22 protein-coding genes are annotated in these 26,924 nt (G+C 67.1%); 7 read left to right on the top strand and 15 right to left on the bottom strand.

The window, feature by feature from the left end; all coding sequences use genetic code 11:
- Window positions 1-146: 146 nt before the first annotated feature.
- From AC1D2O_RS02985 to AC1D2O_RS02960, 6 genes are all read right to left on the bottom strand, one after another.
- A complete protein-coding gene (locus AC1D2O_RS02985) occupies window positions 147-5,426 on the bottom strand; it encodes a glucoamylase family protein (RefSeq protein ID WP_478156135.1) in 5,280 nt (1,759 codons plus the stop codon).
- Window positions 5,423-5,641, bottom strand: a complete 219-nt coding sequence (locus tag AC1D2O_RS02980) for a hypothetical protein (RefSeq protein ID WP_478085422.1) — start codon at window positions 5,639-5,641, stop codon at window positions 5,423-5,425. Before AC1D2O_RS02980 ends, AC1D2O_RS02985 begins: the two co-directional genes overlap by 4 nt.
- A 262-nt stretch (window positions 5,642-5,903) precedes the next feature.
- Window positions 5,904-6,113, bottom strand: coding sequence for a hypothetical protein (locus tag AC1D2O_RS02975; RefSeq protein ID WP_478085421.1), 210 nt, complete (start codon window positions 6,111-6,113; stop codon window positions 5,904-5,906).
- 499 nt (window positions 6,114-6,612) lie between these two features.
- The gene (locus AC1D2O_RS02970) at window positions 6,613-8,355 is read right to left on the bottom strand and encodes a SagB/ThcOx family dehydrogenase (protein ID WP_478085419.1); all 1,743 of its coding nucleotides are present in this window, start codon (window positions 8,353-8,355) and stop codon (window positions 6,613-6,615) included.
- An 18-nt stretch (window positions 8,356-8,373) separates the two neighbouring features.
- Window positions 8,374-8,574, bottom strand: coding sequence for a putative 2OG-Fe(II) oxygenase (locus tag AC1D2O_RS02965; RefSeq protein ID WP_478085417.1), 201 nt, complete (start codon window positions 8,572-8,574; stop codon window positions 8,374-8,376).
- Between the two features lie 8 nt (window positions 8,575-8,582).
- On the bottom strand, window positions 8,583-9,530 hold the full coding sequence (locus tag AC1D2O_RS02960) for a LysR family transcriptional regulator (RefSeq protein WP_478085415.1): 948 nt from the start codon (window positions 9,528-9,530) through the stop codon (window positions 8,583-8,585).
- Window positions 9,531-9,647: 117 nt separating this feature from the next.
- Between AC1D2O_RS02960 and AC1D2O_RS02955 the strand changes: the two genes are divergently transcribed.
- From AC1D2O_RS02955 to AC1D2O_RS02935, 5 genes are read left to right on the top strand one after another with little or no spacing between them, the layout of a single operon-like run.
- Entirely contained in the window at window positions 9,648-10,604 is a 957-nt protein-coding gene (locus tag AC1D2O_RS02955; protein WP_478085507.1) for a Bug family tripartite tricarboxylate transporter substrate binding protein, read from the top strand.
- A 4-nt stretch (window positions 10,605-10,608) separates the two neighbouring features.
- Window positions 10,609-11,658: a 4-hydroxythreonine-4-phosphate dehydrogenase PdxA gene (locus tag AC1D2O_RS02950; RefSeq protein ID WP_478085414.1), complete on the top strand. Its 1,050-nt coding sequence runs from the start codon at window positions 10,609-10,611 to the stop codon at window positions 11,656-11,658.
- 26 nt (window positions 11,659-11,684) lie between these two features.
- Window positions 11,685-12,857 carry an L-rhamnonate dehydratase gene (locus AC1D2O_RS02945; protein WP_478156134.1) on the top strand — a complete coding sequence of 391 codons (1,173 nt, stop codon included), beginning with the start codon at window positions 11,685-11,687 and terminating at the stop codon, window positions 12,855-12,857.
- 8 nt (window positions 12,858-12,865) lie between these two features.
- On the top strand, window positions 12,866-13,795 hold the full coding sequence (locus AC1D2O_RS02940; protein WP_478085410.1) for a dihydrodipicolinate synthase family protein: 930 nt from the start codon (window positions 12,866-12,868) through the stop codon (window positions 13,793-13,795).
- 13 nt (window positions 13,796-13,808) lie between these two features.
- Window positions 13,809-15,245 (top strand): aldehyde dehydrogenase family protein, encoded by a 1,437-nt coding sequence (locus AC1D2O_RS02935; protein WP_478093097.1) that lies wholly within the window; start codon window positions 13,809-13,811, stop codon window positions 15,243-15,245.
- A 114-nt stretch (window positions 15,246-15,359) separates the two neighbouring features.
- Here AC1D2O_RS02935 and mog read toward each other — a convergent pair whose 3' ends face one another.
- Together mog and yjgA are read right to left on the bottom strand one after the other, a co-directional pair.
- The gene (gene mog / locus AC1D2O_RS02930) at window positions 15,360-15,953 is read right to left on the bottom strand and encodes a molybdopterin adenylyltransferase (protein WP_478093095.1); all 594 of its coding nucleotides are present in this window, start codon (window positions 15,951-15,953) and stop codon (window positions 15,360-15,362) included.
- Window positions 15,950-16,606: a ribosome biogenesis factor YjgA gene (gene yjgA, locus AC1D2O_RS02925; RefSeq protein ID WP_478093094.1), complete on the bottom strand. Its 657-nt coding sequence runs from the start codon at window positions 16,604-16,606 to the stop codon at window positions 15,950-15,952. Before yjgA ends, mog begins: the two co-directional genes overlap by 4 nt.
- 58 nt (window positions 16,607-16,664) lie before the next feature.
- Here yjgA and pmbA point away from each other — a divergent pair, with 58 nt between their 5' ends.
- Both pmbA and AC1D2O_RS02915 read left to right on the top strand, forming a co-directional pair.
- Window positions 16,665-18,035: a metalloprotease PmbA gene (gene pmbA, locus AC1D2O_RS02920; RefSeq protein ID WP_478093092.1), complete on the top strand. Its 1,371-nt coding sequence runs from the start codon at window positions 16,665-16,667 to the stop codon at window positions 18,033-18,035.
- 415 nt (window positions 18,036-18,450) lie between these two features.
- Complete coding sequence (locus AC1D2O_RS02915; RefSeq protein WP_478087937.1) at window positions 18,451-19,653, top strand: ammonium transporter; 1,203 nt, start codon at window positions 18,451-18,453, stop codon at window positions 19,651-19,653.
- Window positions 19,654-19,783: 130 nt separating this feature from the next.
- On the opposite strand, the gene AC1D2O_RS02910 is transcribed toward AC1D2O_RS02915, so the two are convergent.
- From AC1D2O_RS02910 to AC1D2O_RS02880, 7 genes are all read right to left on the bottom strand, one after another.
- Window positions 19,784-20,236, bottom strand: coding sequence for an NUDIX domain-containing protein (locus AC1D2O_RS02910; RefSeq protein ID WP_478087939.1), 453 nt, complete (start codon window positions 20,234-20,236; stop codon window positions 19,784-19,786).
- A gap of 2 nt (window positions 20,237-20,238) precedes the next feature.
- Window positions 20,239-20,688: a GatB/YqeY domain-containing protein gene (locus AC1D2O_RS02905; protein ID WP_478087940.1), complete on the bottom strand. Its 450-nt coding sequence runs from the start codon at window positions 20,686-20,688 to the stop codon at window positions 20,239-20,241.
- A 111-nt stretch (window positions 20,689-20,799) separates the two neighbouring features.
- Window positions 20,800-21,012: a 30S ribosomal protein S21 gene (gene rpsU, locus AC1D2O_RS02900; RefSeq protein ID WP_007833691.1), complete on the bottom strand. Its 213-nt coding sequence runs from the start codon at window positions 21,010-21,012 to the stop codon at window positions 20,800-20,802.
- 99 nt (window positions 21,013-21,111) lie between these two features.
- Entirely contained in the window at window positions 21,112-22,350 is a 1,239-nt protein-coding gene (locus AC1D2O_RS02895) for a BaiN/RdsA family NAD(P)/FAD-dependent oxidoreductase (RefSeq protein ID WP_478087942.1), read from the bottom strand.
- 10 nt (window positions 22,351-22,360) lie between these two features.
- Window positions 22,361-23,149, bottom strand: coding sequence for a uroporphyrinogen-III C-methyltransferase (gene cobA, locus AC1D2O_RS02890; RefSeq protein ID WP_478087944.1), 789 nt, complete (start codon window positions 23,147-23,149; stop codon window positions 22,361-22,363).
- Window positions 23,146-24,078, bottom strand: coding sequence for a DNA-binding protein YbiB (ybiB, locus tag AC1D2O_RS02885; RefSeq protein WP_478087946.1), 933 nt, complete (start codon window positions 24,076-24,078; stop codon window positions 23,146-23,148). The genes cobA and ybiB overlap by 4 nt, the downstream gene beginning before the upstream one ends.
- 25 nt (window positions 24,079-24,103) lie before the next feature.
- Window positions 24,104-26,923, bottom strand: a complete 2,820-nt coding sequence (locus tag AC1D2O_RS02880) for a nitrate reductase (RefSeq protein WP_478087948.1) — start codon at window positions 26,921-26,923, stop codon at window positions 24,104-24,106.
- Between the last annotated feature and the right edge of the window lies 1 nt (window position 26,924).

Raw genomic sequence — 26,924 nt, 5'->3', positions numbered from 1 at the left:
GGCGGACAGGGTCGATAGACGCCGGCGATCCAGCTCGCCGGGCAACGCGAACGCTCAGGCCGGCTTGTCTCCCGAGATGCCGAAACGCCAGATCTGCCGCAGGTCGATCAGGCTCCGATCGCGCATGACGCGAGGCGTGGTGTAAGTCAGGATGGTCGTAAGGTCCTGCAGCGCAATGTTCTTGGCCTGAGATCGCGCAAGCGCACCTGCGCCAGCGTGGCGGCCATGCGTGTAGCGCGTTCCACGTGCATCGGCTGCAGGTAGCGGTCGATGCCGGGCATCAATGCATCCACGTTGTCGTTGGCGGCGGTCGCGAAGGTCACGCGCGCGGTGGCGCCCGGTGCGATGGAAAGACGCACGCGCAGGCACGCGATCGGATCGAGGCCATTGATCGGCCTGCCGTCGGACGCCAGCGGCTGCAGATCGATCGCCGGCGCCGCGAGTGTGCGATTGCGCCCGACGAAAGCGCGTCGGTCGGTCATGCAGTCGACAGACAGCACCTGCGCATCGACCGATGCGACGAAGTGCGCGGAAGCAACCACCGGGTCGCCGTGCAGGCTGGGCCTGCGTGACATCAGCAGCGCACGCCAGCCCGGCTCCCAGCGGCTTTCTACGAACAGGTTGGCGAAGGCCGGATGCGCCTCATCGGCCTTGGGGTTGGACAGCACCGGTTCGAAGTAGGAAATGAGATCCAGCGTGCGCGTCTCGCTGCCCGTGTTGTGCAGCGAGACTGTACGCAGCTCGGTGTCGTCCTCCGGGCTGATGAGCACCGTGATGCGCGCCTGAAGACCGGGTCCGCTCGCGTCGAACTGAACCTGGTCGGCCAGGAAGCGCGCGCGGTAGCGCCAGTGTTCGCCGGGCGCAGGAAGGGCGGTCAGCGAGGTGAGCGCGGGGCTGTGCGCGTCGCGCACGTAGAAGAAGGTTCCATAGCCGTCGCGCAGCGGATCGTCCCGCCAGCGGCTCACGTTGAACGAGCGCCAGCGGCTCACGCCGGCGCCATTGGCGCGCAGCGCCACCGTGTACTGCCCGTTCGACAGCAAGTGCGTGGGCTGAAAGCCGGGTGCCATCGGATCGACCACGCGCGGTTGGAAAATCGGCGGCGCTTCGCCGGTCGCGGGCTCGGGCGGCGGGCGCGGATCGGCGCTGCCGATGATCTGCCGCGGCGTGCGCTCATGCATCAGCGATTCGTGCGCCTGCACCAGCGGCGCGCTGCCGAACCAGCGGCGCGGCGCATTGTCACGCACGGCGTTGCACAAAGCCACGAGTGACATGCCGTGGTGGTGCGCCATGACATTGCGCACGACGGTGAAGGGCTGCTCGGCGGGCTGGCGCGAGACGGTGAAATCGATCGCGTCGAAGAAGCCGAACTCGCCGCGTGCACCGAGCGACTCGAGCAAGCGCAGGTTCGACACCGCATCGGCTGGCCGAAGCAGTGCGGCCATCGCAGTGGCGTAAGGCGCGACCACGCGGTCGGTCGGCGGCGTGCGACGTAGCGCAAGACGCGGCACGCCGAAGGGCGAATATTGGTAGGCAAGGGAATGGTCCTGCGCGAAATACGCCGATTCGGAGACGCCCCACGGCAGGTTCTGCACCGAGCCGAAGGCCTGCTGCTCGCCGATCGCGGCGAGGTTCGCGACCTGCAGCAAGCCGCCGACCGGCTCCGCCATCACGAGCGCCGGCATCAGGTATTCGAACATTGAGCCCGACCACGACTTGAGGCCCGGCTTCACGCCCACCGAAAAGAAGGGCCGGCCGAGCGCCATCCAGTGGCGCCGCGGCACGTCGCCCTTGGCGATGGCAAGGAAGCTCAAAAGGCGCGATTCGGAGGCGAGCAGGTCGTAGTAGCTCGAATCGAGCGCGTTCTCTTCCACCCGCAGACCGATGTGAAAGAGATGACGCTTGGTGTCGTAGAGCCCCCGGAAATCCATGCCGGCACACAGGGTCTCGCAGCGCTGCGCGAGCGCCTCCAGTCCGGCGCCATCGGCGTTGTCGGTGGCAAAGCTGCGGCAGGCCTGCGCGACGGCAATCAGGTGGCCCGCGAGATTGCCGCTGTCCACGCTGGACACGTAGGCCGGCGGCAGCATCCGCAGCGTTTGCGTGTCGTACCAGTTGTAGAGATGGCCCTCGTGCTTGTCGAGGCGATCGATGGTGTCGAGCGTCGCCGCGAGCCGGGCGGCGAGCGCCTTCGTGTCGATCCACCCGAACTCGCGCGCGCAGCAGCTTGCCAGCAGGTACATGCCGATGTTGGTCGGCGAAGTGCGGTGCGCGATGGTGGGCTCGGGCTCGAGCTGCAAGTTGTCGGGTGGCAGATGGTTGTCCTCGGGCCCGACCACCTGCTCGAAGAAGTGCCACGTGTCGTGTGCCAACGCTTCGAGATAGTCGCGCTGCTCGGCGGTCAATTTGCTTTCGGTTTCCGCTGGCGTGCGGCTGCTCCACCACGCGGCGACAGGGGCGAGCGCCCACAGTACGAAGAGAACGGCGCCCAGCCGCGGATGCGGGCTCCACAACGACGCCACGGCGAATGTGATGCAGACGGCGCTCGTGAGTGCCGCGCCGCGCAGGAACGCAGGGAGGTCGTAGCGCGCCTGTGTCTGCGCCTGGGCCGCGGTCGTCCATTCGAGCAGATGCCGGCGGCTCACCGCGAGCCGCCATGCGGCGCGGGCGGACGCGTCGAGCAGAAGGCGAGTCTGCGCCGCCAGCTGCACGAATTGCCACGCCGCGCTGACCGTGGTGCGCATCAGCTCGGTGGCTCCGACGTCGAAGAAGTGGGGCAGTTCGATCGAGCGTCGCGTCGGCACCAGCCCCGCGAGTGCCCCCAGCAGCGGCCCGAGGACGAGCGCCGCGCCGACGGCTGCGAGTCCCCAGTTCAACGGGAACGAATCGGTGAAGGCGACCCACGCGAGAAGTGCCGTCGATGCCGGAACAACCATGGCCCGTCGCAGGTTATCGCCCATCTTCCACAGCCCGAGCGCATCGATGCCGAAGTGTCGCGCGCGCAGCATCAGCGGGACCAGCTGCCAGTCGCCGCGCGTCCAGCGGTGGACGCGCGAGGCCGCGACGCCGGGGTGGTGCGGGTGGTCTTCGATCAGGACCAGGTCGCTCACCACGGCGCAGCGGGCGACCGTGCCTTCGAACAGATCATGGCTCAGCACGGCGCCGTCAGGCACCCGCCGGTCCAGCGTGGCATGGACGGCCCGCACGTTGAGCAGGCCCTTGCCGGTGAAGGAGCCGATGCCGAAGACGTCCTGGTAGATGTCGGAAGCGCTGTTGCTGTAGGGGTCGAGTCCGCATTGACCCGCGAACATCCAGTGAAACAGCGAGCGCTCCCGCCGCTCCGGAAAGGGTGTGACGATGCGTGGCTGGAAGATGCCGAAGCCGGCCACCACGCGATGGCCGGCTTTGGAGATCTGCGGCGCATTCAGCGGATGGGCCGCCACTGCGACCAGTTCACGCAGGGTGCCTGGAGGCAGGCCGGTGTCGCTGTCGAGCGTCATCACGTAGGGGATGCGCGCTGCAAGTTGCATTCCCCCGGCCATCGGCACGAAGCCGCTCGCATCGCCGACAGCCAGCAGGCGCAGCAGCATCTCGAGCTTGCCCCGCTTGCGCTCCCAGCCCATCCAGCGCTGCTCGGTGTCGGACCAGGTCCGTGGACGATGCAGCAGCGCGAATCGCGGGGGAGCATCCGCCGGTGGAGGGTACGTTTCGTTGAGCGCTGCGATGCGCCGCGTCGCGTCGTCCAGCAAAGCCGCGTCGTCCGGCATCGAGGCCCGCGGCGCGTCAGCCCAGTCCGTCAACAGCGCGAACTGCGCGTGATCCTCGCGGTTCGCCAGCCAGTGCAGTTCGAGGCGATGGGCGAGCTGGGCATTCGCCTCCAGCGAACCCAGCATCGACGGAACGACCACCAGCACCCGATGCGCCTGCGGAACGCCGGCCGCGAAATCCAGTCGTGGCAGCGCGCGTACGCGAGTCGATTCGGCCACGATACGGTGCACCAACGCAATCACGGCTTCGGAGAGCGGCCATGCGAGCAGCACCAGCGCAACGATCGAAGTCCATGCCGCGTCCGGCCAGCCGATGCGGTTCAACCCATGTACCGCCGTGGCCAGCAACAGCGCGGTGCCGGCGACGATCGTCAGCAGGTAGAGCGGGAGGCGCCAGCTGCGATGGGCGATCCGTCGCATCGCAAAGGGAGCCTTGCCGTTGCCGCGCGCAGGCGCCAGGGCGGCGATCAACGCCGGGCGGCCTTCGCCAAAGAGGTAGTAGCCTGCCGTTCGTTCTGGTAGCGACCAGCGATCCTCGTCGTCGTCCGGCTCGTGCGGGTCGGCGGCGACGTCGAAGGCCAGCCGCACCACCACCTGAGCGACTTCGCGCTCGGACCGGCGGCTGGCACGTGCGACCTGCTCCATTGCGTGCGTGATCTGCTGGCGCGTGATTTCGCTTTCGCGGCTGAAGCTCGGCAGCTCGCGCAGCACGCGCAGCGACCGGCTGACCGGCTCGATCAGGTCGGCCCACTCGACCTGACCGATCATGCGCAGCGTGGTGATGATGTCGCCGACGGTGAGATTGGCGGCGGCCTGCGCGCTCTGCGCGTTGGCGATCAGCGAGGGGCCGTTCGGGCAGTGCTGCTCGGTCCATTTCACGAGAGCGGGGGTGTCGTCGCCGTGCTCGAGCGGAAGGCGTCGCCACAGTTGGGTGAGGTAGCTTTCCTGCATGCCGCGGCTTTGGAGCGCACGGTAGAGCACGTCCAGATCTTGCGCGGAAAGCGACTCGGCCGTATCCCACGCCGCGTGTGCGACTTCGCTCGCCACCTTGTTCTCGGCGATGCTTTCGGCGACGCGACGCAGGTTTTCCAGCAGCACCACGCGCAGCGTGGTCGGCAGTGCCCACAGTTCGCCCAGCGTGAGTTCGTCAATGTCCTGATAGGCGTTGAGAAAGGCGGTGAACAGTTCCTCGTTCAGCACGCTGTCGGTATGGGCCACGTAGGCCCAGGCAATGCCGTAGACGCGCGGCAGGCCGGCCAACGGCGCCGCGGCGAGCTTGGGCAGGCGCGCGTAATAGCTGCGGGGCACGCCCTCGCGAATCTGTTGAAGCTGCGCTTCGACGAGGTGGAAGTTGTCGAGCAGCCATTCGGCCGCTGGTGTCACATAACGCCCGCTCTGCGACATCAGCGCGATGTAGTCGAAGGCGCGGCGCAGTGACTTGAGGTTCTTGTCGACCCGCGGAAAAAAAGGCGTAGTGTCGCCGTGGGCGCTCCCACGCTGCACCACCTGCGCGCGGGCCAGGCTGTGGCCGTGCTGCTCGAAGCGTTGTGTGCCGAAGAGCTCGGCGCGGATCGGTGGTTCGACCGGTTCGTGGGGACGCAGGAGGAGCTCGCGTGCGTATTGGCTGAGCGTGTCGAGTCGGTCGACGACCGCGACAGCGCTCAAACGACCGCGAACAGTCCGATGGCGAGCAACACGGCCACGCAGGCCATCGTCACGATGCGGCCGGCGGCGACTGAACGCACCCGCTGTAGATGGCGCCCCATTGCAAACCATCGCCCTTGTGCGAGCGCGCAATGTCGCATGTGGGTTGCTAGCGCATCGAAGTCGCCGCCGATGAAGTCGATTTGGGAACGGGCAAGCAGTTGCGGGGAAGACATGGCGAAGATTCCTCAGAACGAACCTTAGGCCGCCGCGCAATTGCGAGCGAAAGCTGTGAACGTGGGGACAGGGTACTCTTCATTGCATACCCCTAATTTCTCCTCAGCCGGAAATAGGCGTACGAAAAGGCGCACTTCGCGAGAACCAGAGTCGCGCTGCTGGTCTTTCGTGAGGCAACCACTCGAGCAGCAATGAGATTGGCGCATTCGCCGACGCTGATTCGAGTGCTTGCGCGGCTGGGAAGCTACGCACTGGACCGGGTCAATCCGGACTGCGCACATGACCCTCAATTTCGTCACGCGCTTCCCCAAGCGTCTGGTACGCGCGAATCAGCGCTACTCGAAGGACGTCCTGGTGAGTTTGCGCATCAAAGCTCCGATCGCTGCTCAGCGAAGTGGCTGATACGGCTGCGACAACGAGTTGCACCGCTTGCGCAAAGCGTGCTTCGTCGATTGCGGATCTTTCGCTCATGGGCAGCCTCCGGGGAAGATGATTGGTGCATACCGCGATGGACGGGGTAACGCCGCCATCAGTAGCCGAGTGCGCACCGATTCGACATGCTGATGCGCGACTGTACGCCTGCGCAGCGCGTTTCCCGGCCATGACAACCGCGCCGCCAACCCTGGCATGGCCTTTCGATTGCCTTGGATGTAGACGACCACTTCAATCCGGCGCATTGCGGCGACCCACACCCACGGTGAATTGGCCCGGAACTTCCTGTGCGGGGGACGATCAAACGTTCGTGATGCAACGGTGGACTCAGTGGCTCATCCTGCCACGGGAGCTTTGCTCCAAGGGGTTCGCCCCTTCCTCCCGCATTGCCCTGAAACCCGCCTCGTAGCGGGTTTCTTCGCAAGTCACCCTTCGATCGTCGTCGCTCTACGTGCGGCGATCGCAGGCCAATGCTTCGTCCAACCAGACGGGCCACCCGCCGGGCAGTGCTTGCCCCGCGACCTCCGCGCTCGTTGCGTCACCCGCGGTCTGGACGACGCTTCAACTCGTCTTCATCACGCACACCATAGGGCGCCAGCGTGGTAAGTCGGCTGTCCACCACCGGGCCGCCGATCGTGAAGTGATAGAGCGACTGGAACTCCAGGTTGCTGAAACCGAACACCCGGTGCACCGGATCGTCGAAGAAACAGCCGATGCCCGTGGCGCCTATGCCCGCCGCTTCGGCCTCCAAATACAACACCTGCCCGATCACCCCGGCTTCCCAAAAGAGCTGGCGATAGAACCAGGGCCCGTGCGTGAACAAGGCGTCTCGATACTCGGCGATCATGCCGAGCGAAAAGACCCCATCGCCCGCGATGTCCTGAAAGCAGCTCACTTGCGTCGCAAGCTGCCTTGCATCGCCGCTTTCCAGCCTGCGAAGGGAAAGTTCCGCCGGGCACCCGGGAGGCTCGGACCAGTCGAAGTGCTGATGCATGGCGCGCTTCAGCTTGTCCAGCTTGGCCGGGTCGCGGACAAGGACGTACAGCCCTGGCTCGAGTCCGTCCACCCGATGAACGAACAAGGCCAGGTGGATGCGCGGCTCCCAGGCAATGGCATCCCAGGGCATCGGCCGCCGGTTCACCTCCAGTTCCACGCGCGGCATGACGCGCGCGAGCATGCCGTGGAAGCGCTCGGCCGTGATCGAGGTCCGGCCATCGCAGGCCAGGAGGCTGCGCCGTTGGCGGATGATGCGGCCGGCCGGTGGCCCGTCTGGGAGTGCTGCGCATCGATCCGCCGGGGCAGGCGTGTCGAACAGGTCCAAGCCGTACCGCTCGCCGATCGCTCGACGTGAGGCGACCGCCACCTCGTCGATGACGGTCCAGGCGACGGGGTCGTCGCGGCTGAGCCGGTTCGCAGTTCCGCACCAGACTTGCTTCGTGAGCTGGCCCACCACCAGCGGATCCAGGCCGAGCGGCACCGCGCGCTGCGCGCCTGCACACCACGGCCCTGCCGAGTCGTTCGGCCAGATGAGCATGACGAGTTCCGGTTGTTCGCGCTCGGCGCCTGCGAAGTCCTCGGCGCGGTCCAGCCCCAGCAAGGCTTCGATGGTTTCATCGGCTAGGCCGTGCAACACGACAGCGCTCCATCCCAAAGTCGCGGCGGCGATGCGAAGCGTGCCGATGGCATGGCCCGCGTCGTGCTGACAATAGCGGAACGCGCGTTCGCCGTACTTCCACGCTTCGCGCCAGTGGATGGACGAGAAACCGACCAGAAAGGCCTGTGGGGGAAACTCCCGCATCAACTGCGCGAACCATTCGGCGGAGCCATTCGCGCGCCGTTCAAGGCCGTGTTCTCTCGGCGCGTAGTGGTACAGGCCGGGCGTGAGCGCCAGCCCGGGAAACACGCCGATCAGCAGGTAGCCCTCGGTGGGATGCAGGTTGCCGCTCGAAGGGTTGCTGCGCAGTGCCCAGCGCGTGCCACCCGCCTGCTTCCAGGCCGACAGCGCCAGCGCGTACTCGAACAACCGCGACAGTGAGCGGACCGTGAGCGGCGCGCTCGGCACCGCGCCCCGCCGATACATAGCTTCGTAGCGAGGCGACAGCGGCTCTTCGTCCGCGCCAAGGATGGGCAACTGTGTGAGCGGCGCCCCCTCGTAACGGCGGAGCGGGTTGGGTTGGTTCACCCAATCCAGGGCGCCGGCGGAGCGCGCATAGCGGTGGAACTGGTGCTTGGTGCGTTCGTGATAGCGCAGGACCGCTTCGAGCTTGTCGGCAGCGTCCATCAGGGTCTCCGTTTGGTGTCACCCGAGCGGTTTGCTCAACTGCTGCGTGAACGAAGAGAACATCAGGTTGAAGCTGACGCTGATTCGTTCTTCCTCGCTCATGTTGGCATCGACCGAGTGCTTCAGCAAGTCTGCAAACATTGGAAACGCTCCGTTGCGCACTTTGACTACCACTCGCTTCACCGAGTTCTGCGATCGACGGCATGCCCGATTGAACACCGCCCGAATCAGATCTCGGTTTGTTTTCCGCCATGCAGCAGTTCGAGGAATTCCAGGGCCGGCTTGCTCAACGGTCGATCGGAGCGAACCAGGCTGCCATAGGCCTCGAGCGTCTGGCGGAAGCGGTAAGGCAGGATGCATAACATGCCGTGCTTCGCATCGTTCGCTGCCACGGCCGCGGGAATCACGGCAATCAGGTTCGAGCGGCGGATCAGGTTGATCGTGGTGAGGATCGAGCCTGTCTCGATCAGCCCCTTCGGCAACGCCGCATGATGGTCACGAAACTCGCGATCGATCAGGGTGCGCATCGGACTGCCTGCAGGTTGCAGCACCCACGGGTGGTCGAGCAATGCCTCGAACTCGACCTTTCTCTTGCGCGCCAGCGGATGGTCATTGCCCACCACGATGGCCAGCGCCTCGTCTTCGATCGCGCGAAAGGTGCAGTCGACGCCCGGATGTTCGACGAGCCGCCCGATCACCACCTCCAGCACGCCTTCGCGGAGTTGCGCCAGCAGCTTGTCACTGGTGTCGACCGCGATCTCGAATGACAACAGCGGGTACATCGCCTTCAGGCCGAGCAACGCATTCGTGAGACGCCCAGGCGAAGCGGCCATGATGCTGCCGACGGAAAACTTGCCGGCGCTGCCGAGCTTGAGTTCTCCCAGTTCGCGGTTCAATGCTTCCATGCTGCCGCGGATGCTACGGAAATAGCCGGTCACGCGCGCCCCCGCGGCGTTGATTTGCAAGCCGCGGCCGACGCGCTCGAACAGTGTCTGGCCCAGCGCGTCCTCCAGTTCGTGAAGCATCTTGGTGGCAGCCGGCTGCGTCAGCCCGAGCTGCGTCGCGGCGGCGCGCAGTGTGCGCCGCTCCTCGATCGCCAACATCAACGCAACCTGCCGCATGCGCAGACGGTTGAGCAATTGCGGGGTGCTGTCCTGTCGGTCGATCGAGCCCATTTTTGATCTCCTCAGGTAATCAATTAATCAACTGTTTTCAGTTTACGGCAATCAATCGCTTGCCTACCATCGGCCTCGTTGACCCCCAACAGCTTGGAGACAAAACAGATGAAGAAGATGATGACCGCATGCGCCGCAGCGCTGGTGCTCCTTGCCGGCGTCGGTGCGGCGCATGCTGACGAATGGCCCGGCAAGCCGGTTCGGATCCTTGTCGGCTCGCCGCCTGGCGGAGGCACCGATGCCATGGCTCGCGCTGTGGCCGACCGCCTCGGCCCGCTTCTCAAGCAACCCGTCGTCGTGGAGAACCGGCCCGGCGCGTCGAACACCATCGCGGCCGATGCGACGGCCAAGTCGGCCGATGGCCACACGATGGTGATGGGCGTGGTCACGGCGCATGGCATCGCGCCGCATCTGCTCAAGCTCAACTACGACAGCAACAAGGATCTGGTGCCGGTGGTCTTCGTCGGCGCCGTGCCCAACGTGCTGGTTGTCAACAACGACGTGCCGGCCGATTCGGTGAAGTCACTCGTTGCGCTTGCCAGGAAGGAGCCGGGAAAGCTCAACTTTGCCTCCAGCGGTGCGGGCAGTACGCAGCACATCGCTGCGGAAATGTTCAAGGATGCAGCAATCATCGACATCTCGCACGTGCCTTACAAGGGCAGCGGCGGCGCGCTGGTCGACCTGATCGGCGGCCAGGTGCAAATGAGCTTCGACACGCTGCCCTCGGTGCTAGGCCAGATCAGGAACAGCAAGATCCGTGCGCTGGCCGTGACCACGACCAAGCGCAACCCGAAGTTGCCCAACGTTCCGACCATGGCCGAGGCAGGGTACCCGGGCGTTGCGATCAGTGCCTGGTACGGCATCTACATGCCTGCCTCGACGCCGAAGTCCGTGCAGGACAAGGTGCACGACGCCGTGAACAAGGTGCTGGCCCTGCCCGAAACCAAGGCTCGCCTCGACGCCATCGGCGCGGAGATCACGCCGATGACCCAAGCGCAGTTCGCCGAATTCCATGCGGCCGAATACAAGCGCTTCGGCGACATCATCAAGAAGAGCAACATCCGGATGGACTGAGGCCATGAACAACAACGCAAGCCTCCCCGTCGTCGCCGTCACGCTCGGCGACCCTGCCGGCATCGGCGCCGAACTCATCGCCCGTCTTCTCGCCAAGCCCGAAGCCACTGCCCTTGCCAACGTCGTGCTGGTGGGTGACCGCTGGCTGTGGGACGATGGCCAGCGCATCGCAGGCCAGCAGGTCGCCACCGATGAAGTGCATTCACTCGTCGAAGTGCGTGACCGCGCCGACACACGGCGTCCCGCGTTTCTCGCCGTCGACACCATCGACCCGACCGAAGTGCATCGCGGCAAGGCGGAGCCCGCGGGTGGCCGCTCGGTGCTGAAGGTGCTGGACCGATGCATGGACGCCACGGTGGCTGGCGACGTGGATGCGATCTGCTTTGCGCCGCTCAACAAGCAGGCCATGAAGGTCGGCGGCATGCAGCATGACGACGAGTTGCATCACTTTGCCGAGCACCTCGGCGTGACCGGCTACTTCTGCGAGTTCAACACGCTCGGCGACCTCTGGACGTCGCGCATTTCCTCGCATGTTCCGATGAAGGACGTGGCCGGCCTCCTCAGTGTGGCGCGCATCGAGCAGGCGGCCGAACTCATCTATCGCTCGTTGCTGGCGAACGGCATCGTGCAGCCGAAGGTGGCAATTGCCGCCTTCAACCCGCACGGCGGGGACGGGGGCGTTTGCGGCCGCGAAGAAATCGACATCATCGAACCTGCGGTGAAGGCACTGCAGGCGCGCACCTGGCCGACCGAGTCACCCTTCGCGGGCCCTTTCCCGGCCGACACCATCTTCCTGAAAGCCCAGGCTGGCGAGTACCAGGCCATCGTGACCATGTACCACGACCAGGGCCAGATCGCGATCAAGCTGCTGGGCTTCAGCCGCGGCGTCACCGTCCAGGGCGGCTTGCCGATTCCGATCACCACGCCCGCCCATGGCACGGCGTACGACATCGCGGGCCAGGGCAAGGCCAACGTCGAGGCGACATGGCAAGCCTTCCGCATCGCCAGTCGCATGGGCGCGGCGCATCACCTCGCAGCACCCGTCGCTGCCTGATTCACATCGCACAACGAAGACAAATCATGAAGATCAAATCCGTCCGCGCCCGCGTCTTTCAATGGAAGGGCAAGACCGTCCCGCCGCAGGGCAACTTCTGCTCCAACGCGATGGATCTCGTGTACTCCAAGACCGAGACGATGAGCACCTTCCGCTTTCACTCGTGGACCGTGGTCGAAATCGAGACCGACGACGGCATCGTCGGCCTTGGCAACGTGGCTCTGGCACCCAAGATCGCGAAGGCCATCATCGACGAGTACCTGACGCCGTTGGTTCTCGGCCAGGACCCGTGGGACTACGAATATCTCTGGCAGCGCATGTACCGCGCCACGCACGCATGGGGCCGCAAGGGCGTCACGATGGCGGCGATCTCAGCCATCGACCTGGCCATCTGGGACATCCTCGGCAAGTCCGTCAACAAGCCGGTGTTCAAGTTGCTGGGCGGACGCACCAAGGAGAAGATCCCGTGCTACTACTCCAAGCTCTACCGCACCGACCTCGACGCGATGCAGGCCGAGGCCAAGAAGTACCTGGACCAGGGCTTCACGATGTTCAAGTCGCGCTTCGGCTACGGTCCTGCGCACGGCACCAAGGGCGTGGCCGAGAACCTCAAGGCCGTCGAAGCGATGCGGGAAGTGATCGGCTATGACAACGACCTGATGCTCGAGTGCTACATGGGCTGGAACGTCGAATACGCCAAGCGCATCCTGCCCAAGCTCGAGAAGTACCAGCCTCGCTGGGTCGAGGAACCGGTGATCGCCGACGATATTGACGGCTACGCCGAGCTCAATGCGTTCACGAGCATCCCGATCTCGGGCGGCGAGCATGAGTTCAGCCTCTACGGCTTCAAGCAGTTGCTCGAACGCAAGGCGGTGAGCGTGGTGCAGTACGACACCAACCGCGTCGGCGGAATCACCGCTGCGCACAAGATCAACGCCCTGTGCGAGGCCTACAGCGTGCCGGTGATTCCGCATGCCGGTCAGATGCACAACTACCACCTGACCATGAGCACGCTGGCCTCGCCGATGGCCGAGTACTTCCCGATGTTCGACGTCGAAGTGGGCAACGAGCTGTTCTATTACATCTTCGACGGCGAGCCGGTGGCGGAGAACGGCTTCCTGCAGCTCGACGACAACAAGTCCGGCCTGGGCCTCACGCTCAAGACCGAATTTCTCAAGGACTTCGACATCATCGAATAGAGACTGACATGAGCACCCACCGACCCGCCCGCTACCAGGGGTTGTTCCCCGTCGTGCCAACGACCTTCACCGAAAGCGGCGAACTCGACCTCGACAGCCAGAAGCGCTGCATCGACTTCATGATCGACGCCGGCTCCAATGGCCTGTGCATCCTCGCCAATTTCTCCGAGCAGTTCCTTTTGGCCGACGACGAACGCGAAGTGCTCACACGCGCCATCCTCGAACATGTCAATGGTCGCGTACCGGTGATCGTGACCACCACGCACTTCAGCACCGCCGTGTGCGCCGCGCGAAGCCGCCGTGCGCAAGACCAGGGAGCGTCGATGCTGATGGTGATGCCGCCCTATCACGGTGCGACTTTCCGCGTGCCTGAAGCGCAGATCTACGAGTTCTACGCACGACTGTCGGACGCGGTGGACATTCCCATCATGATCCAGGACGCGCCGGCCGCCGGTACACCGCTGTCGGCTGCCTTCCTCGCTCGCATGGCGAAGGAGATCGAGCATGTCGCGTACTTCAAGATCGAAACGGCTGGTGCGGCTGCCAAGCTGCGCGAGCTCATCCGCCTTGGCGGTGACTCCATCGAAGGCCCGTGGGATGGAGAGGAAGCGATCACGCTGGTGCCCGACCTCGACGCCGGCGCGACTGGCGCGATGACCGGCGGCGGTTTTCCGGATGGCATTCGCCCGATCCTCGACGCGTGGCGTGCAGGCCGTCGCGACGAGGCCATCGCCGACTACGAACGCTGGCTGCCGCTCATCAACATCGAGAACCGGCAGTGCGGCCCGCTGGCTGCGAAGTCCTTGATGAAGGAAGGTAGCGTGATTGCTTGCGAAGCGCCGCGTCATCCTTTCCCCCCGATCCATCCTGCTGCGCGCACACTGCTGATCGAAACTGCCAAACGCCTCGATGCGCAAGTGCTGCGTTGGGCCAAATAGATTGAAAGCCGACATGCAGAATTTCGACAACCTCATCAACGGCGAATGGCGCGCCGGTGCCAGCTACAGCGCCAACGTCAACCCGAGCAACCTCGGCGACGTGCTGGGCCAGTATGCGCAGGGCGACGGCGCCCAGGTGGAGGCGGCGGTCGCGGCCGCCACCGCCGCCTTCCCGGCCTGGGCCACCGGCGGCATCCAGGCGCGCTCCGAGGCGCTGGAGAAGATCGGCAACGAGATCCTGGCGCGCAAGGAAGAGCTCGGCACGCTGCTGTCGCGCGAAGAGGGAAAAACCAAGGCCGAAGGCATCGGCGAGGCCACCCGCGCCGGCCAGATCTTCAAGTTCTTCGCCGGCGAGTGCCTGCGCCTCTCGGGTGAACTGCTCCCCTCGGTGCGCCCGGGCATCGGCGTSGAGATCACGCGCGAGCCGGTGGGCGTGGTCGGCCTGATCACGCCGTGGAACTTYCCCATCGCGATWCCGGCCTGGAAGATCGCGCCGGCGCTGGCCTTCGGCAATTGCGTCGTCCTGAAGCCCGCCGACCTGGTGCCGGGCTGCGCCTGGGCGCTGGCCGAGATCATCAGCCGCTCGGGCATTCCGGCCGGGGTGTTCAACCTCGTGATGGGCCGCGGCAGCGTGATCGGCGATGCGCTGGTGAACCATCCGGGCATCCATGCGATCAGCTTCACCGGCTCGGTCGGCGTCGGCCGCAACATCGCGGTGCAGTGCGCCACGAACCACAAGAAGGTGCAGCTCGAGATGGGCGGCAAGAACCCGCAGGTGGTGCTGGACGATGCCGACCTGAACCAGGCGGTCGAGCTCAGCGTGCAGAGCGCCTTCTATTCCACCGGCCAGCGCTGCACCGCGTCGAGCCGGCTGATCGTGACCGAGGGCATCTATCCGAAGTTCATCGAGGCCATGACAGCCCGGATGGCCAGGATCAAGGTCGGCGATGCGCTGGCGCAGGGCACCGACATCGGCCCGGTGTCGAGCGAGAGCCAGCTSCGGCAGGACCTGAACTACGTCGAGATCGGCCGGGCCGAGGGCGCCACGCTGGCRGCCGGCGGCGAGCGCCTCAAGCTCGATACCGACGGCTTCTACATGTCGCCCGCACTGTTCAGCGAATCCGTCGCCTCGATGCGCATCAACAAGGAAGAGATCTTCGGGCCGGTGGCGAGCGTGATCCGGGTGAAGAACTACGAGGAAGCGCTGGCCACCGCCAACGACACCGAGTTCGGCCTGTCGGCCGGCATCGCCACGACCTCGCTGAAGTACGCGACCCACTTCAAGCGCCACAGCCAGGCCGGGATGGTGATGGTGAACCTGCCGACCGCGGGCGTGGACTACCACGTGCCCTTCGGCGGCCGCAAGGGATCGAGCTACGGCCCGCGCGAGCAGGGCAAGTACGCGCAGGAGTTCTTCACCGTCGTGAAGACGGCCTATACGCTCTCCTGAGACCTTGCGGGACAGACCAAGAAACTGCAAAGCAGTTTTTGCTCTGTCCTCAACTGACTAAGCTTGCGGGACAGACCAAGAACTGCGCAGCAGTTTTGCTCTGTCCTCAACGGACTAGGTCGGACGGAGCGCCGACTTGGGCCGGAAGGCCTTGCAGACCGCGTCGTCGGTTTCCAGGTAGGGTCCGCCGATCAGGTCGATGCAGTAGGGCACGGCGGCGAAGATGCCCGCCACCGCCTGCGATCCGTCGGCATTGCGCAGGCCTTCGAGCGTCTCGGCGATCGCCTTGGGCTGACCCGGCAGGTTGATGATCAGGCTGCGGTCGCGGATCACCGCGACCTGCCGCGACAGGATCGCGGTCGGCACGAAGCGCAGGCTGACCTGCCGCATCTGCTCGCCGAAGCCCGGCATTTCCTTGTGGGCCACGGCCAGCGTGGCTTCGGGCGTGACGTCGCGCGGGGCCGGGCCGGTGCCGCCGGTGGTCAGCACCAGCGAGCAGCCGGCGTCCACCAGGTCGATCAGCGCGGCGCTGATGCCGGCCTGCTCGTCGGGGATCAGGCGCGACTCGAAGGTGACCGGATTGCGCAACGCGCGCTGCAGCCATTCCTGCAGGGCGGGCAGGCCCTTGTCCTCGTAGACGCCGCTGGACGCGCGGTCGCTGATCGAGACGATGCCGATGCGCACCGGATCCAGCGCCGGCGCACTCATGCGTCCTCCTCGCGCGACTGGGCCGCGGCCTCGTCCGCGTAGTCCGCGCTGCCATGCACGCGCAGCTGGGCGCGCACGATCTGGAACACCTCGCGATAGGCCTTGCCCTGGCGCGGCGCTTCGCCCGGCGGGCCGGCCTTGATGTCCTTGCGGGCCTGGCGCACGAGCGCGCGCAACTGCTGGGAATCGGTCGCGGGGTGGGTCTCGATCCAGCCTCCGAGCGCGTCGTCGTCGGCGATCAGCCGGTCGCGCCAGCGTTCGGCCTCGTGCAGCGCCGCGGTTTCCTCGGCCGGCAGGCGATCCTGTTCGGCCAGGGCGGAACGGATCGTGTCCAGGGTCGGGGCGTCGAGGCCGCGCATCAGCTTGCCGATGAACTGCATCTGGCGCCGCTTGCCCTCGAAGTTGGTGATGCGCTTGGCATCCTCGATCGCGTCCCTGAGCTTGTCGCCCAGGTCGAGCTTTTCGAAGAGGCCGGCGCGCAGGCCGAGCAGGGCTTCGCCCAGCGCCTGCAGTTCGGCGCTTTCGCGTTTGAGGTCGGTCTTGCTGGCTGCGTCGGTGCCCTTGAGCTCGCGTTTGAGCTCCAGATCGAGTTCGCTGCCTTCGGCGACGAACTCGCCACGGACGAAGTAGCCTTTTTTGGGTTTGCGGGACATAGAGGCAATCGTTGGCCGCACCATCGGGAACAGGGGGCGCAAGTATCATAGCCAACACATGACCACATCTTCCTCGCGCGCCGATTCCGGCTTCGCCTACAGCCGTCCCTTTTTCGAAAACCTGGTCGACTCGGCCCTGGCGCACGCCAAGAAGCTCGGGGCCACCGATGCCGGCGCGGAAGCGTCCGAGGGTTGCGGCCTGAGCGTCTCGGTGCGCAAGGGCGAGCTCGAGAACGTCGAGCGCAACCGCGACAAGTCGCTCGGCGTCACGGTCTACGTCGGCCATCGCCGCGGCAACGCCAGCACCTCCGACTTCTCCGAAGCCGCGATCGCCCAGACCGTGCAGGCGGCCTACGACATCGCGCGCTTCACGGCCGAGGATCCGGTCAGCGGCCTGCCCGACGAGGCCGACATCGCCAAGGAGCAGCCCGACCTCGACCTGTTCCACCCCTGGGCTGTCACCAGCGAACAGGCGGCCCGGCTGGCGCTCGAATGCGAGGCGGCGGCGCTTTCCACGGACAAGCGCATCACCAACAGCGAAGGCGCGGGCGTCTCGGCCCAGCAGAGCCATTTCTTCAGCGCCCACACGCACGGCTTCCGCGGCGGCTACGCGAGCTCGCGCCATTCGATCTCGGTGGCGCCGATCGCCGGCCGCGGCGACGACATGCAGCGCGACGCCTGGTACAGCTCGATGCGCTCGGCCGACGAGCTCGCGAGCCCCGCGGCGGTCGGGCGCTATGCGGCCGAACGCGCGCTGAGCCGTCTCCAGTCGCGCAAGATCAAGACCACCGAATGCCCGGTGCTGTTCGAGTCGCCGCTGGCGGCCGGGCTGCTGGGTGGCCTGGTGCAGGCCACCAGCGGCGGCGCGCTCTACCGCAAGAGCAGCTTCCTGCTCGATTCCCTGGGCAAGAAGGTGCTGCCCAAGCACATCGACGTGGTCGAGGACCCGCATGTGCTGCGCGGCAAGGGCAGCTCGCCGTTCGACGACGAAGGCGTCGTGACCCGCAAGCGCAAGGTGGTCGATGGCGGCCGGCTCGAGGGCTATTTCCTCAGCACCTATTCGGCGCGCAAGCTGGGCATGAAGACCACCGGCAACGCCGGCGGCTCGCACAACCTCACGTTGACCTCGCGCCTGACGAAGAAGGGCGACGACCTCGACGCCATGCTCGCCAAGCTCGGCACCGGCCTGCTGGTGATCGAGCTGATGGGGCAGGGCGTCAACTACGTCACCGGCGACTATTCGCGCGGCGCCAGCGGCTTCTGGGTCGAGAAGGGGCGGATCGCGTTCCCGGTGCAGGAGATCACGATCGCCGGCAACCTCAAGGACATGCTGCTGGGCATCGAGGCGGTGGGGGCGGATGCCTACAACTACGGCGCAAAGACCACCGGCTCCGTGCTGGTCAATCGCATGAAGGTGGCTGGAGCATAGCTCGCCCCCAGGTCGGGCTCACTGCGTGTAGCCCTCCCACCCCCTACCGGGGGCGCAGTCAGCGGCCCGGCAAAGCCGGTTCCGCGACTGCCCACGAACGGGCGCGCTGCGCGCAGCCGTAGAAAAACCACAGCGCCGATTGATTTGGCCGGCGCAGCCAGGCCCGCTGGTGAAACACCGCGGAACCGGCTTTGCCGGGCCGCTGGTGTTGCCCCCGGCAGGGGGTGGGCGCCCGGACACGAAGTGCCGGGCAACCTGGGGGCGAGCAACATTTCGGTGCGCGATGCAGTGATGTGGAACACGAGGCACCGCAGTGAAGCGGATTTGGCACCAATTTTGCTTTCGATTGGCGCGTCAGCCGGGCAATCCGGCGTGAACGCACCACATCAACGCAAACTTCAACAAGCCAAACTTCATGGATGCACTGACTCGGGGCACGAACGCGCTATTTCTTCTTCTGGGCGCCATCATGGTGTTATCGATGCATGCGGGCTTCGCCTTTCTCGAACTGGGCACGGTACGCAAGAAGAACCAGGTCAACGCGCTGGTGAAGATCCTGGTCGATTTCTCAGTCTCGACCATCGTCTACTTCCTCGTCGGCTTCGGCGTCGCCTATGGCACGCACTTCTTCGTCGGCGCCGAGCAGCTGGCGCTCGGCAGCGGCTTCGAGCTGGTGCGCTTCTTCTTCCTGCTCACCTTCGCCGCCGCGATCCCGGCGATCATTTCGGGCGGCATCGCCGAGCGCGCCAAGTTCTGGCCGCAGCTCATCGCCACGGCGGTCATCGTGGGCTTCGTCTACCCGCTGTACGAGGGCATCGCCTGGAACCGGGCCTTTGGCATCCAGGACTGGCTGGTGCGGGTGACGGGCCATGAATTCCATGACTTCGCGGGCTCGGTCGTGGTCCACGCGATGGGCGGCTGGCTCGCGCTGCCGGCGGTGCTGCTGCTGGGCGCGCGCCGCAACCGCTACCGCGGCGACGGCTCGCTGAGCGCCCATCCACCGTCGAACATCCCGTTCCTGGCCCTCGGCGCCTGGGTCTTGTGCGTGGGCTGGTTCGGCTTCAACGTGATGAGCGCGCAGACGATCGACAAGATCTCCGGCCTGGTGGCGGTGAATTCGCTGATGGCCATGGTGGGCGGGACGCTGGTGGCGCTGGCGCTCGGCAAGAACGATCCGGGCTTCGTCTACAACGGCCCGCTGGCGGGCCTGGTGGCCGTTTGCGCGGGCTCCGACCTGATGCACCCGATCGGTGCGCTGGTGGTGGGTGGCGTGGCCGGCGCGATCTTCGTCAAGCTCTTCACCCTGACGCAGAACAAATGGAAGATCGACGACGTGCTCGGCGTCTGGCCGCTCCACGGGTTGTGCGGCACCTGGGGCGGCATCGCGGCGGGCATCTTCGGCACCCGGGCGCTGGGCGGCATCGGCGGCGTGAACCTGTGGGCCCAGCTCATCGGCGTCGCGATCGGCGTGGCTTGGGCACTGGTGGCGGGCGGCGCGGTCTACGGCGTGCTGCAGGCCACCCTCGGACTGCGTCTGTCGCAGGAAGAGGAGTACGAAGGAGCGGATTTGTCGATCCACCACATCAGCGCCACGCCGGAGCGCGAAGCGAGTTGGTGAGTGACTGACTCGCCCCCAGGTCGGGCTCACTGCGTGTAGCCCTCCCACCCCCTACCGGGGGCAACACCAGCGGCCCGGCGAAGCCGGTTCCGCGGTGTTTCACCAACGGGCCTGGCTGCGCCGGCCGGATTCAGGGGGCCAGGGCCGAGCGAACTTTCTCGATGACCCGGATGTAGGGGGCGGCGAAGTTGTCCAGCGGCGCGTCGTGCGTTAGCCAGCTGAAGCTGAACACCAGGCCGTCTTCCTCGGGGCTGCCGGAGGCGACGTGTTCGAAAGTCTCGGGCAGCGGCCCTTCGGCGCGCATCAGGTACAGGTGCCAGAGCTGCGGGTGGCGGCGCTTGTTGCCTTCGACGCCGGCCTCGCAGTCGCGGTCGATGGTGCCAAGCGGCAGCAGTTCACCCAGGTAGTCGATGCCGGATTCCTCCAGCAGTTCGCGCCGCACCGCGGCCTCGGGCGCTTCCCCGGCCTCGATGGTGCCCTTGGGCAGCTGCATGCCCCGGTCCTCGGGGTGGTGGAACACCAGCAGCCGGCCTCGGCCGTCGACCAGGCAGGCGCAGGCCTTGAGGACCGGGCTCGCCTTCACGTTCAGGCGCCCGCGAGCGCTGCCTTCACGGCGGCACTGACCTGGCCCATGTCGGCCTTGCCGGCCAGCCGGGTCTTGACCGCGCCCATCACCTTGCCCATGTCGCCCGGGCCCTTGGCGCCGAGCTCGGCGACGATCGCCTTGACCTCGGCCGCGACCTCTTCGGCGCTCATGCGCTGCGGCAGGTAGACCTCGAGCACCTTGATCTCGGCGGCTTCCTTGTCGGCCAGGTCGGTGCGGCCGCCCTGGGTGAAGGCGGTGACCGAGTCCTTGCGCTGCTTGACCAGCTTGTCGACGATCGCAACGACCATCGCGTCGTCGAGCTCGACCCGTTCGTCGACTTCCTTCTGCTTGAGGGCCGCGAGCAGCAGGCGGATGGTGCCCAGGCGCTCGGAGTCCTTGGCGCGCATCGCGGTCTTCATGTCTTCGGTGATCTGGTCCTTGAGGCTCATGGCAGGCTTTCGTAGATGGAGCGAAAAAACAAAAGCCGCGGCAGGTATTCCCTGGCGCGGCTCGATCCGGGCTGAACCGGGCGTCGGCCCGGGGGCCAACGCTGCAGGTGCTTAGTACAGCTTCTTGGGGAGCTGCATGCTGCGCACGCGCTTGTAGTGGCGCTTGACGGCCGCGGCCTTCTTGCGCTTGCGCTCGGCGGTCGGCTTTTCGTAGAACTCGCGGGCACGCAGGTCGGTCAGCAGGCCGAGCTTTTCGATGGTGCGCTTGAAGCGGCGCAGTGCGACGTCGAACGGCTCGTTTTCTTTTACGCGGATGGTGGTCATTTATGGATCGGTTGGTTGGATTTGGCCTGGAGAGATCGAAGCCCCGGGCCGGGGTTCCTCAACTGAAAAAAGGGGTGGGCCGTTGAGGGGTGGCCGAAGTTAGCCCGAGATTATAGCGTCAGCTTGGGGCCCTGGCGACAGTGCCTGAGCGCAGGCGTGCGCGCTGGCCCAGGCCCACTGGAAGTTGTAACCGCCGAGCCAGCCCGTGACGTCCACCACCTCGCCGATGAAATAGAGACCGGGCTGCTTCGATTCCATGGTCTGGGACGACAGGTCGCGGGTGTCGACGCCGCCGGCCGTGACTTCGGCCTTCTTGTAGCCCTCGGTGCCGCTGGGCGTTATCTGCCAGCGCGCGATGCGCTCCGCCAGCGCGGCCAGCGCCCGGTCGGCGGCTTCGTTGATGGGGCGCTGCAGTCCCGCGTCCTGGCCGACCCAGGCGTCCGCCAGCCGGGAGGGCACCAGCGCCGCCAGTTCGTTGCCGATCCGCTTGCGGGAGCGCTGCTTGGCATCGCCCAGCGCGGCCGCGACATCGGTGCCGGGCGCGAAATCGATGGTCAGCGGCGCCCCGGGCTTCCAGTAGCTCGAGATCTGCAGCACCGCCGGCCCCGACAGCCCGCGATGCGTGAAGAGGAGGTCTTCGTGGAACGTCATCCGTTCCTTCTTGCTGCCGGTCTCGATCTGCACCGGCAACGCAAGGCCGGCGAGGCCCGCATACGGCTCCCAGGCCTCGCCGCCGAAGGTCAGCGGCACCAGCGCCGGGCGCGGCGCGACCACGCGCAGGCCGAACTGCGCGGCGACCCGGTAGCCGAAGTCGCTGGCGCCGATCTGTGGGATCGAGAGGCCGCCGGTGGCGACCACCACGCGCGGTGTCCGGACCGGGCCGCGGCTGGTCTCGATCCGATAGCCGCCCTCGTCGGAAAAGGCGATCTCGCCGACGCTGCAGGGCTGCCAGTGCGCCACCCCGCCGGCCGCGCATTCGGCCAGCAGCATGTCGATGATCTGCTGCGAGGGGCCGTCGCAGAACAGCTGGCCCTTGTGCTTCTCGTGGAACGCGATGCCGTGGCGCTGCACCAGCGCGATGAACTGCTGCGGCGTGTAGCGCGACAGCGCCGAGCGGCAGAAGTTGGGGTTGTCGCCGATGAAGTGGCGCTGCGGCGCGCGCACGTCGAGATCGCGGTTGGTGAAGTTGGCGCGGCCGCCGCCCGAGATGCGGATCTTCTCGGCGATGCGCTCGGTGTGGTCGATGAGCAGCACCTTCAGGCCGCGCTGGCCCGCGAGGCTGGCGCAGAAGAGGCCGGCGGCGCCCGCGCCGATGACGACGACGTCGAAGGAGTTCAATGCGTCGCGCTCAGGTGCCGAAGCGTGTCGACGGCACGCCCGCCGCGGCCAGGCCGCGCAACACGTCGCCGACCACGATCACCGAGGGGCTCGCCATTTCCGCACGCGCGACGTCCGCGCGCAGTTCGGCGAGGGTGGTCACGAGGTGGCGCTGCTGCGGCAGGCTGGCGTGCTGGATCACGGCCACCGGCGTCGGGCCCGGCAGCCCGTGCAGCAACTCGTCCTGGATATGGGCCACGCCCGAGACGCCCATGTAGATCACCAGCGTGAGGCGGGCGTCGCGCGCGGTGGCAGCCAGTTGCCGCCAGTCGGTCGGATGATCGCCGGCCGCATGCCCGGTCTTCGCATGGCCGGTGACGAACACCACGCCCTGCGCATGGTCGCGGTGCGTGAGCGGCACGCCGAGTGCCGTGACGGCGGCCAGTCCGGCCGTGATGCCGTTGACCACCCGCACCTCGATGCCGGCCTCGCGCAGGTGCTCGACCTCCTCGCCGCCGCGGCCGAAGATGAAGGGGTCGCCGCCCTTCAACCGCACGACGGTCTCGCCCTCCTGGACCGCGGTGATCATGAGTCGCTCGATGAAGGCCTGCGGCGTGCTGCGGCAGCCGCCGCGCTTGCCGACGTGGACGATGCGCGCCCCCGGACGGGCATAGGCCAGGATCTCGTCGTTGACCAGGTCGTCGACCAGCAGCACGGTCGCGGCCTGGATCGCCTTGACCGCCTTGAGGGTCAGCAGTTCGGGGTCGCCGGGGCCGGCCCCGACCAGCGTGCAACTGCCCTGGAGTGAAAGAGGGATCATGGGGTCTCCGCGGTTTCGGTTTCTTGCGCCAGCTGCGCCAGTTGAAGGATCTGCGCGATCTGCTGCGCGATGGCATGAGGCAGCGGCAGCTCGCCGGCCAGCACGCGCCGCGTGTAGCCGGCGGTGGTCTCGACGTCGATTTCCCTGGGCAGGCCGGGCACCTCGGCCTGGGTGCCGGGCTGCTGCGCCTGCAGCGCGATGCGTTGCCCGCGCACGAAGCCGTCGACCTGCGCGGTGCGGCGCGGGTCGGCCACGCTCTCGCCCTCGAGGCCGCGCGAGAGCAGGGCGGTCATGCCGGTCAGCTCGAAAGTGGCGGCCATCGAGCGCGCGTACTCGGGATGGGTGTAGCTGCCGACCACCACGCAGTCGCCGAGGCCGGGCTGCATCAGCTTGACCACGCTGTGGCCGGGGTTGCGCAGGCCGACCACGCGACGGACGTCGAGCAGGCGCTTGAGGCCGGGGCTCAACAGTTCGGTGGGTGCGAACACCGTCTCGCCATCGGCGATCGGGCGGATCGCCGCCAGCGCCGGCACGTCGAGCGCGGCGAGCACGTTGGACGCCAGCACCCGGGTCGATTCGGTGGCCGCGCCATGCACCAGCACCGGCAGCCCTTCACGCGCCAGCAGGAGTGCCAGCAGCGGCGTCAGCACCGGCAGCCGGCGGGCGCCGTTGTAGCTCGGCAGCACCACCAGCGGTCGCCCGGTGGCCGGAAAGCGCGCCAGCCGGGCATGGGTGGCGTCGAGGAAGCCGGCCATCTCCTCGGGCGTCTCGCCCTTGATGCGCATCGCCAGGCAGAAGGCGCCCATCTCCAGGTCGGTGATGCTGCCGTCCAGCACCTGGCCGAACAGATCCGTGGCCTGCGCGCGGTCGAGCGACTTGGCGCCGCGTGCGCCGCGGCCGATTTCCTTGATGTAGTGACTGATTCCCATGGGTGCCCGGATTGTCCCGCATGCCTTATGCCGGTTGGGCAGTGGGCTTATGCCTCGCGGCGGAAGTGGCGCGCACCATGCGCTTGAGCTCGGGCAGGCAGGAGCCGCAGTTGGTGCCGCATTTCAAGGCCCCCTGGAGCCCCGCCAGCCGCTCATCGTCGGTCCCGGACCCGGCGGCCAGCTGGGCCTCGATCGCCGTCTGCGTGACGCCGAAGCAACTGCAGATGACCTTGCCGCGCGCGGCCACGCCGGCCGGTGCCGCCGCCCCGGGGCGCAGCAGCTGGCGGCCGTAGGCCTGGGCCGGCAGGCGGTCCTGCAGCAGCGCCTTGATCCAGGCTTCGGCGCGGGTGTCGCCGCCGAGCAGGAACCCCTCGAGACGGGCGTCGTCGCCATCGCGCACGAGGCGCACCGCGCGCCGTTGACCGCGCTTGACATCGGCGTAGCGCAGGGTGTCGCTGCCGCCCAGTGCCAGCAGGCCTTCGATCTGCGCCAGAACGGCATCGGGCGGGGCCTCGTAGGCCGCGGCGCGGAACAGGATGCCGGTGCGTTCGGGAGCGCCGCCTTCCAGCGCGCTGCCGGCGCCGAAGGGCACGCAGCTCGCGAACGGAAAGGACTGCATCAGCCCGCGCAGCACGCCGGCGGTGTCCAGCGCCGCATCCTGCGGCAGCCAGGCGGCGGCGAGCAGCGACCAGGGCAGTTCGGCCTTCAGGATCTTGACGGCCGCATGCTTGAGCTCGGGCTGCTTCGAGTCGGGGCAGAAGCTCGGCGTCGTGAGCGCGTTGACGCCCGCCAGCCGCTGGCCCGTGCTCGAGCTGCCGCTCAGGTACTCGCCGCCCCAGTGCATCGCGATGAAGGCCTGGGACAGGCCGACCTCGGCACTGGCGGCGAGGGGCAGCACGATCGATCCGCGGCGCGAGGTCACATGGACCAGGTCGCCCTCTGACAGCTGGCGGCGCGCCATGTCCTGCGGGTGCATCTGCACGCTCGGCTCGGCCGCGTGACCGAACAGCCGGCCCAGCGTGCCGGTGCGGCTCATGCCGTGCCATTGGTCGCGCAGCCGGCCGGTGTTGAGCGAGAACGGATAGCGCGCCTCGCGCGCTTCGGCCACGGGCTTGTAGGGCGTGTCGACGAAGCGGGCGCGGCCGTCGGGGGTGGGGAAGACGCCATCCTCGTAGAGCCGCGCGCGGCCCGTCGTCTCGCCCTCGCGCAGCGGCCATTGCTGGGGCGCGGCCTCGAGCATCGCGTAGCTCATGCCGGTGATGTCGAGGTCGCGGCCACGGGTGGTCTCGCGGTGCTCGTTCCAGACCGATTCGGCGGTGGCGTAGGGGAAGAGGGTGCTGGAGATGTCCGGGCGCGCCAGGCGCGCCTCGAGCTTGCGCGCGAAGTCCACGCCGATCGCCCAGTCGCCGCGCGACTGGCCGGGTGCCGGCACCGCCGGGCGCACGCGCGAGATGCGCCGCTCGCTGTTGGTGACCGTGCCTTCCTTCTCGCCCCAGGTGGTGGCCGGCAGCAGCAGGTCGGCGAAATCGCAGGTCGAGGTGGTGGAGAAGGCCTCCTGCACCACCACGAACTCGCAGCGCTCGAGCGCGCGGCGCACGGTCGCCTGGTCGGGCATCGACTGGGCGGGATTCGTGCAGGCGATCCACAGCGCGCGGATCTCGCCGTCGGCCGCGGCCTGGAACATCTCGACCGCGGTCTTGCCGGGTGTGGCAGGAACGGCCGGCACGCCCCACAGGGCCGCGACTTCTTCGCGGTGCTGCGGGTTCGCCAGGTCGCGGTGCGCCGACAGCAGGTTGGCCAGGCCACCCACTTCGCGGCCGCCCATCGCATTGGGCTGTCCGGTGAGCGAGAACGGTCCGGCGCCGGGCTTGCCGATCTGCGCGCTCGCCAGGTGCAGGTTGATCAGAGCGGCGTTCTTCGCCGTGCCCGAGGAGGACTGATTGAGCCCCTGGCAATAGAGGCTCAGTGTCGCCGCCGAGGTGGCGAACAGGCGCGCGGCCTGCAGCAGGTCGTCCTTGTCGATGCCGCAGATCTGCGCCACGCGGTCGGGCGTGCAATCGCGCACGGTGGCCTTGAGCGCGTCGAAGCCGCTGGTGTGCGCGGCGATGTAGCGGGCGTCGGTCCAGCCTTCCCACAGCATCAGGTGCAGCATGCCGTTGAACAGCATCACGTCGGTGCCCGGCTGGATTGGCAGGAACAGGTCGGCGATCTCGACCGTGTCGGTGCGGCGCGGGTCGGCCACGACGATCTTGAGCGCCGGGTTGGCGGCCTTCGCATCCTCGATGCGCCGGAACAGGATCGGGTGTGCCCAGGCCGTGTTGCTGCCGACGATGAACAGGCAGTCGGCGAACCCGAGGTCGTCGTAGCAGGCCGGCGGCGCATCGGCGCCCAGCGTCTTCTTGTAGCCGGCCACCGCGCTGCTCATGCACAGGCGCGAGTTGGTGTCGATGTTGTTGGTCCCGATCAGCCCCTTGGCGAGCTTGTTGAAGACGTAGTAGTCCTCGGTCAGCAACTGGCCGGAAACATAGAAGCCGACCGCGTCCGGGCCGTGGTCGCGAATCACCTGGGCGAACTTGTCGGCGGCCAGGTCGAGCGCCGGTTCCCAGCCGATGGCAACGGGTGCGGCCGTGCGCTCGGCCCGGCGCATCGGCTGCAGCAGCCGCGTCTGCCGCGTGACGGCGGCGCTCGCGGTCAGGTGCAGCGTCGAGCCCTTGGTGCAGAGCCGGCCGAAGTTGGCCGGGTGATCCGGGTCGCCGCGCACGCCGGTGATCTGCGCGCCATCGGATTCGATGATCACGCCGCAGCCCACGCCGCAATAGGGGCAGGTGGAGCGTGTTTGGTTCATG

Source organism: Variovorax sp. P1_G12 (genome assembly GCF_056405555.1).
Note: the sequence above shows the minus strand (reverse complement) of the source record. Positions and strands in the feature narration are given on the sequence as shown.

Excerpts from the sequence above, each read along its gene's own strand:
- AC1D2O_RS02980 (WP_478085422.1), bottom strand. The coding sequence starts at position 5,641 with ATGTCTTCCCCGCAACTGCTTGCCCGTTCCCAAATCGACTTCATCGGC.
- AC1D2O_RS02975 (WP_478085421.1), bottom strand. The coding sequence starts at position 6,113 with ATGAGCGAAAGATCCGCAATCGACGAAGCACGCTTTGCGCAAGCGGTG.
- AC1D2O_RS02970 (WP_478085419.1), bottom strand. The coding sequence starts at position 8,355 with ATGGACGCTGCCGACAAGCTCGAAGCGGTCCTGCGCTATCACGAACGC.
- AC1D2O_RS02960 (WP_478085415.1), bottom strand. The coding sequence starts at position 9,530 with ATGGGCTCGATCGACCGACAGGACAGCACCCCGCAATTGCTCAACCGT.
- AC1D2O_RS02955 (WP_478085507.1), top strand. The coding sequence starts at position 9,648 with ATGATGACCGCATGCGCCGCAGCGCTGGTGCTCCTTGCCGGCGTCGGT.
- AC1D2O_RS02950 (WP_478085414.1), top strand. The coding sequence starts at position 10,609 with ATGAACAACAACGCAAGCCTCCCCGTCGTCGCCGTCACGCTCGGCGAC.
- AC1D2O_RS02945 (WP_478156134.1), top strand. The coding sequence starts at position 11,685 with ATGAAGATCAAATCCGTCCGCGCCCGCGTCTTTCAATGGAAGGGCAAG.
- AC1D2O_RS02940 (WP_478085410.1), top strand. The coding sequence starts at position 12,866 with ATGAGCACCCACCGACCCGCCCGCTACCAGGGGTTGTTCCCCGTCGTG.
- mog (WP_478093095.1), bottom strand. The coding sequence starts at position 15,953 with ATGAGTGCGCCGGCGCTGGATCCGGTGCGCATCGGCATCGTCTCGATC.
- yjgA (WP_478093094.1), bottom strand. The coding sequence starts at position 16,606 with ATGTCCCGCAAACCCAAAAAAGGCTACTTCGTCCGTGGCGAGTTCGTC.
- pmbA (WP_478093092.1), top strand. The coding sequence starts at position 16,665 with ATGACCACATCTTCCTCGCGCGCCGATTCCGGCTTCGCCTACAGCCGT.
- AC1D2O_RS02915 (WP_478087937.1), top strand. The coding sequence starts at position 18,451 with ATGGATGCACTGACTCGGGGCACGAACGCGCTATTTCTTCTTCTGGGC.
- AC1D2O_RS02905 (WP_478087940.1), bottom strand. The coding sequence starts at position 20,688 with ATGAGCCTCAAGGACCAGATCACCGAAGACATGAAGACCGCGATGCGC.
- rpsU (WP_007833691.1), bottom strand. The coding sequence starts at position 21,012 with ATGACCACCATCCGCGTAAAAGAAAACGAGCCGTTCGACGTCGCACTG.
- cobA (WP_478087944.1), bottom strand. The coding sequence starts at position 23,149 with ATGATCCCTCTTTCACTCCAGGGCAGTTGCACGCTGGTCGGGGCCGGC.
- ybiB (WP_478087946.1), bottom strand. The coding sequence starts at position 24,078 with ATGGGAATCAGTCACTACATCAAGGAAATCGGCCGCGGCGCACGCGGC.
- AC1D2O_RS02880 (WP_478087948.1), bottom strand. The coding sequence starts at position 26,923 with ATGAACCAAACACGCTCCACCTGCCCCTATTGCGGCGTGGGCTGCGGC.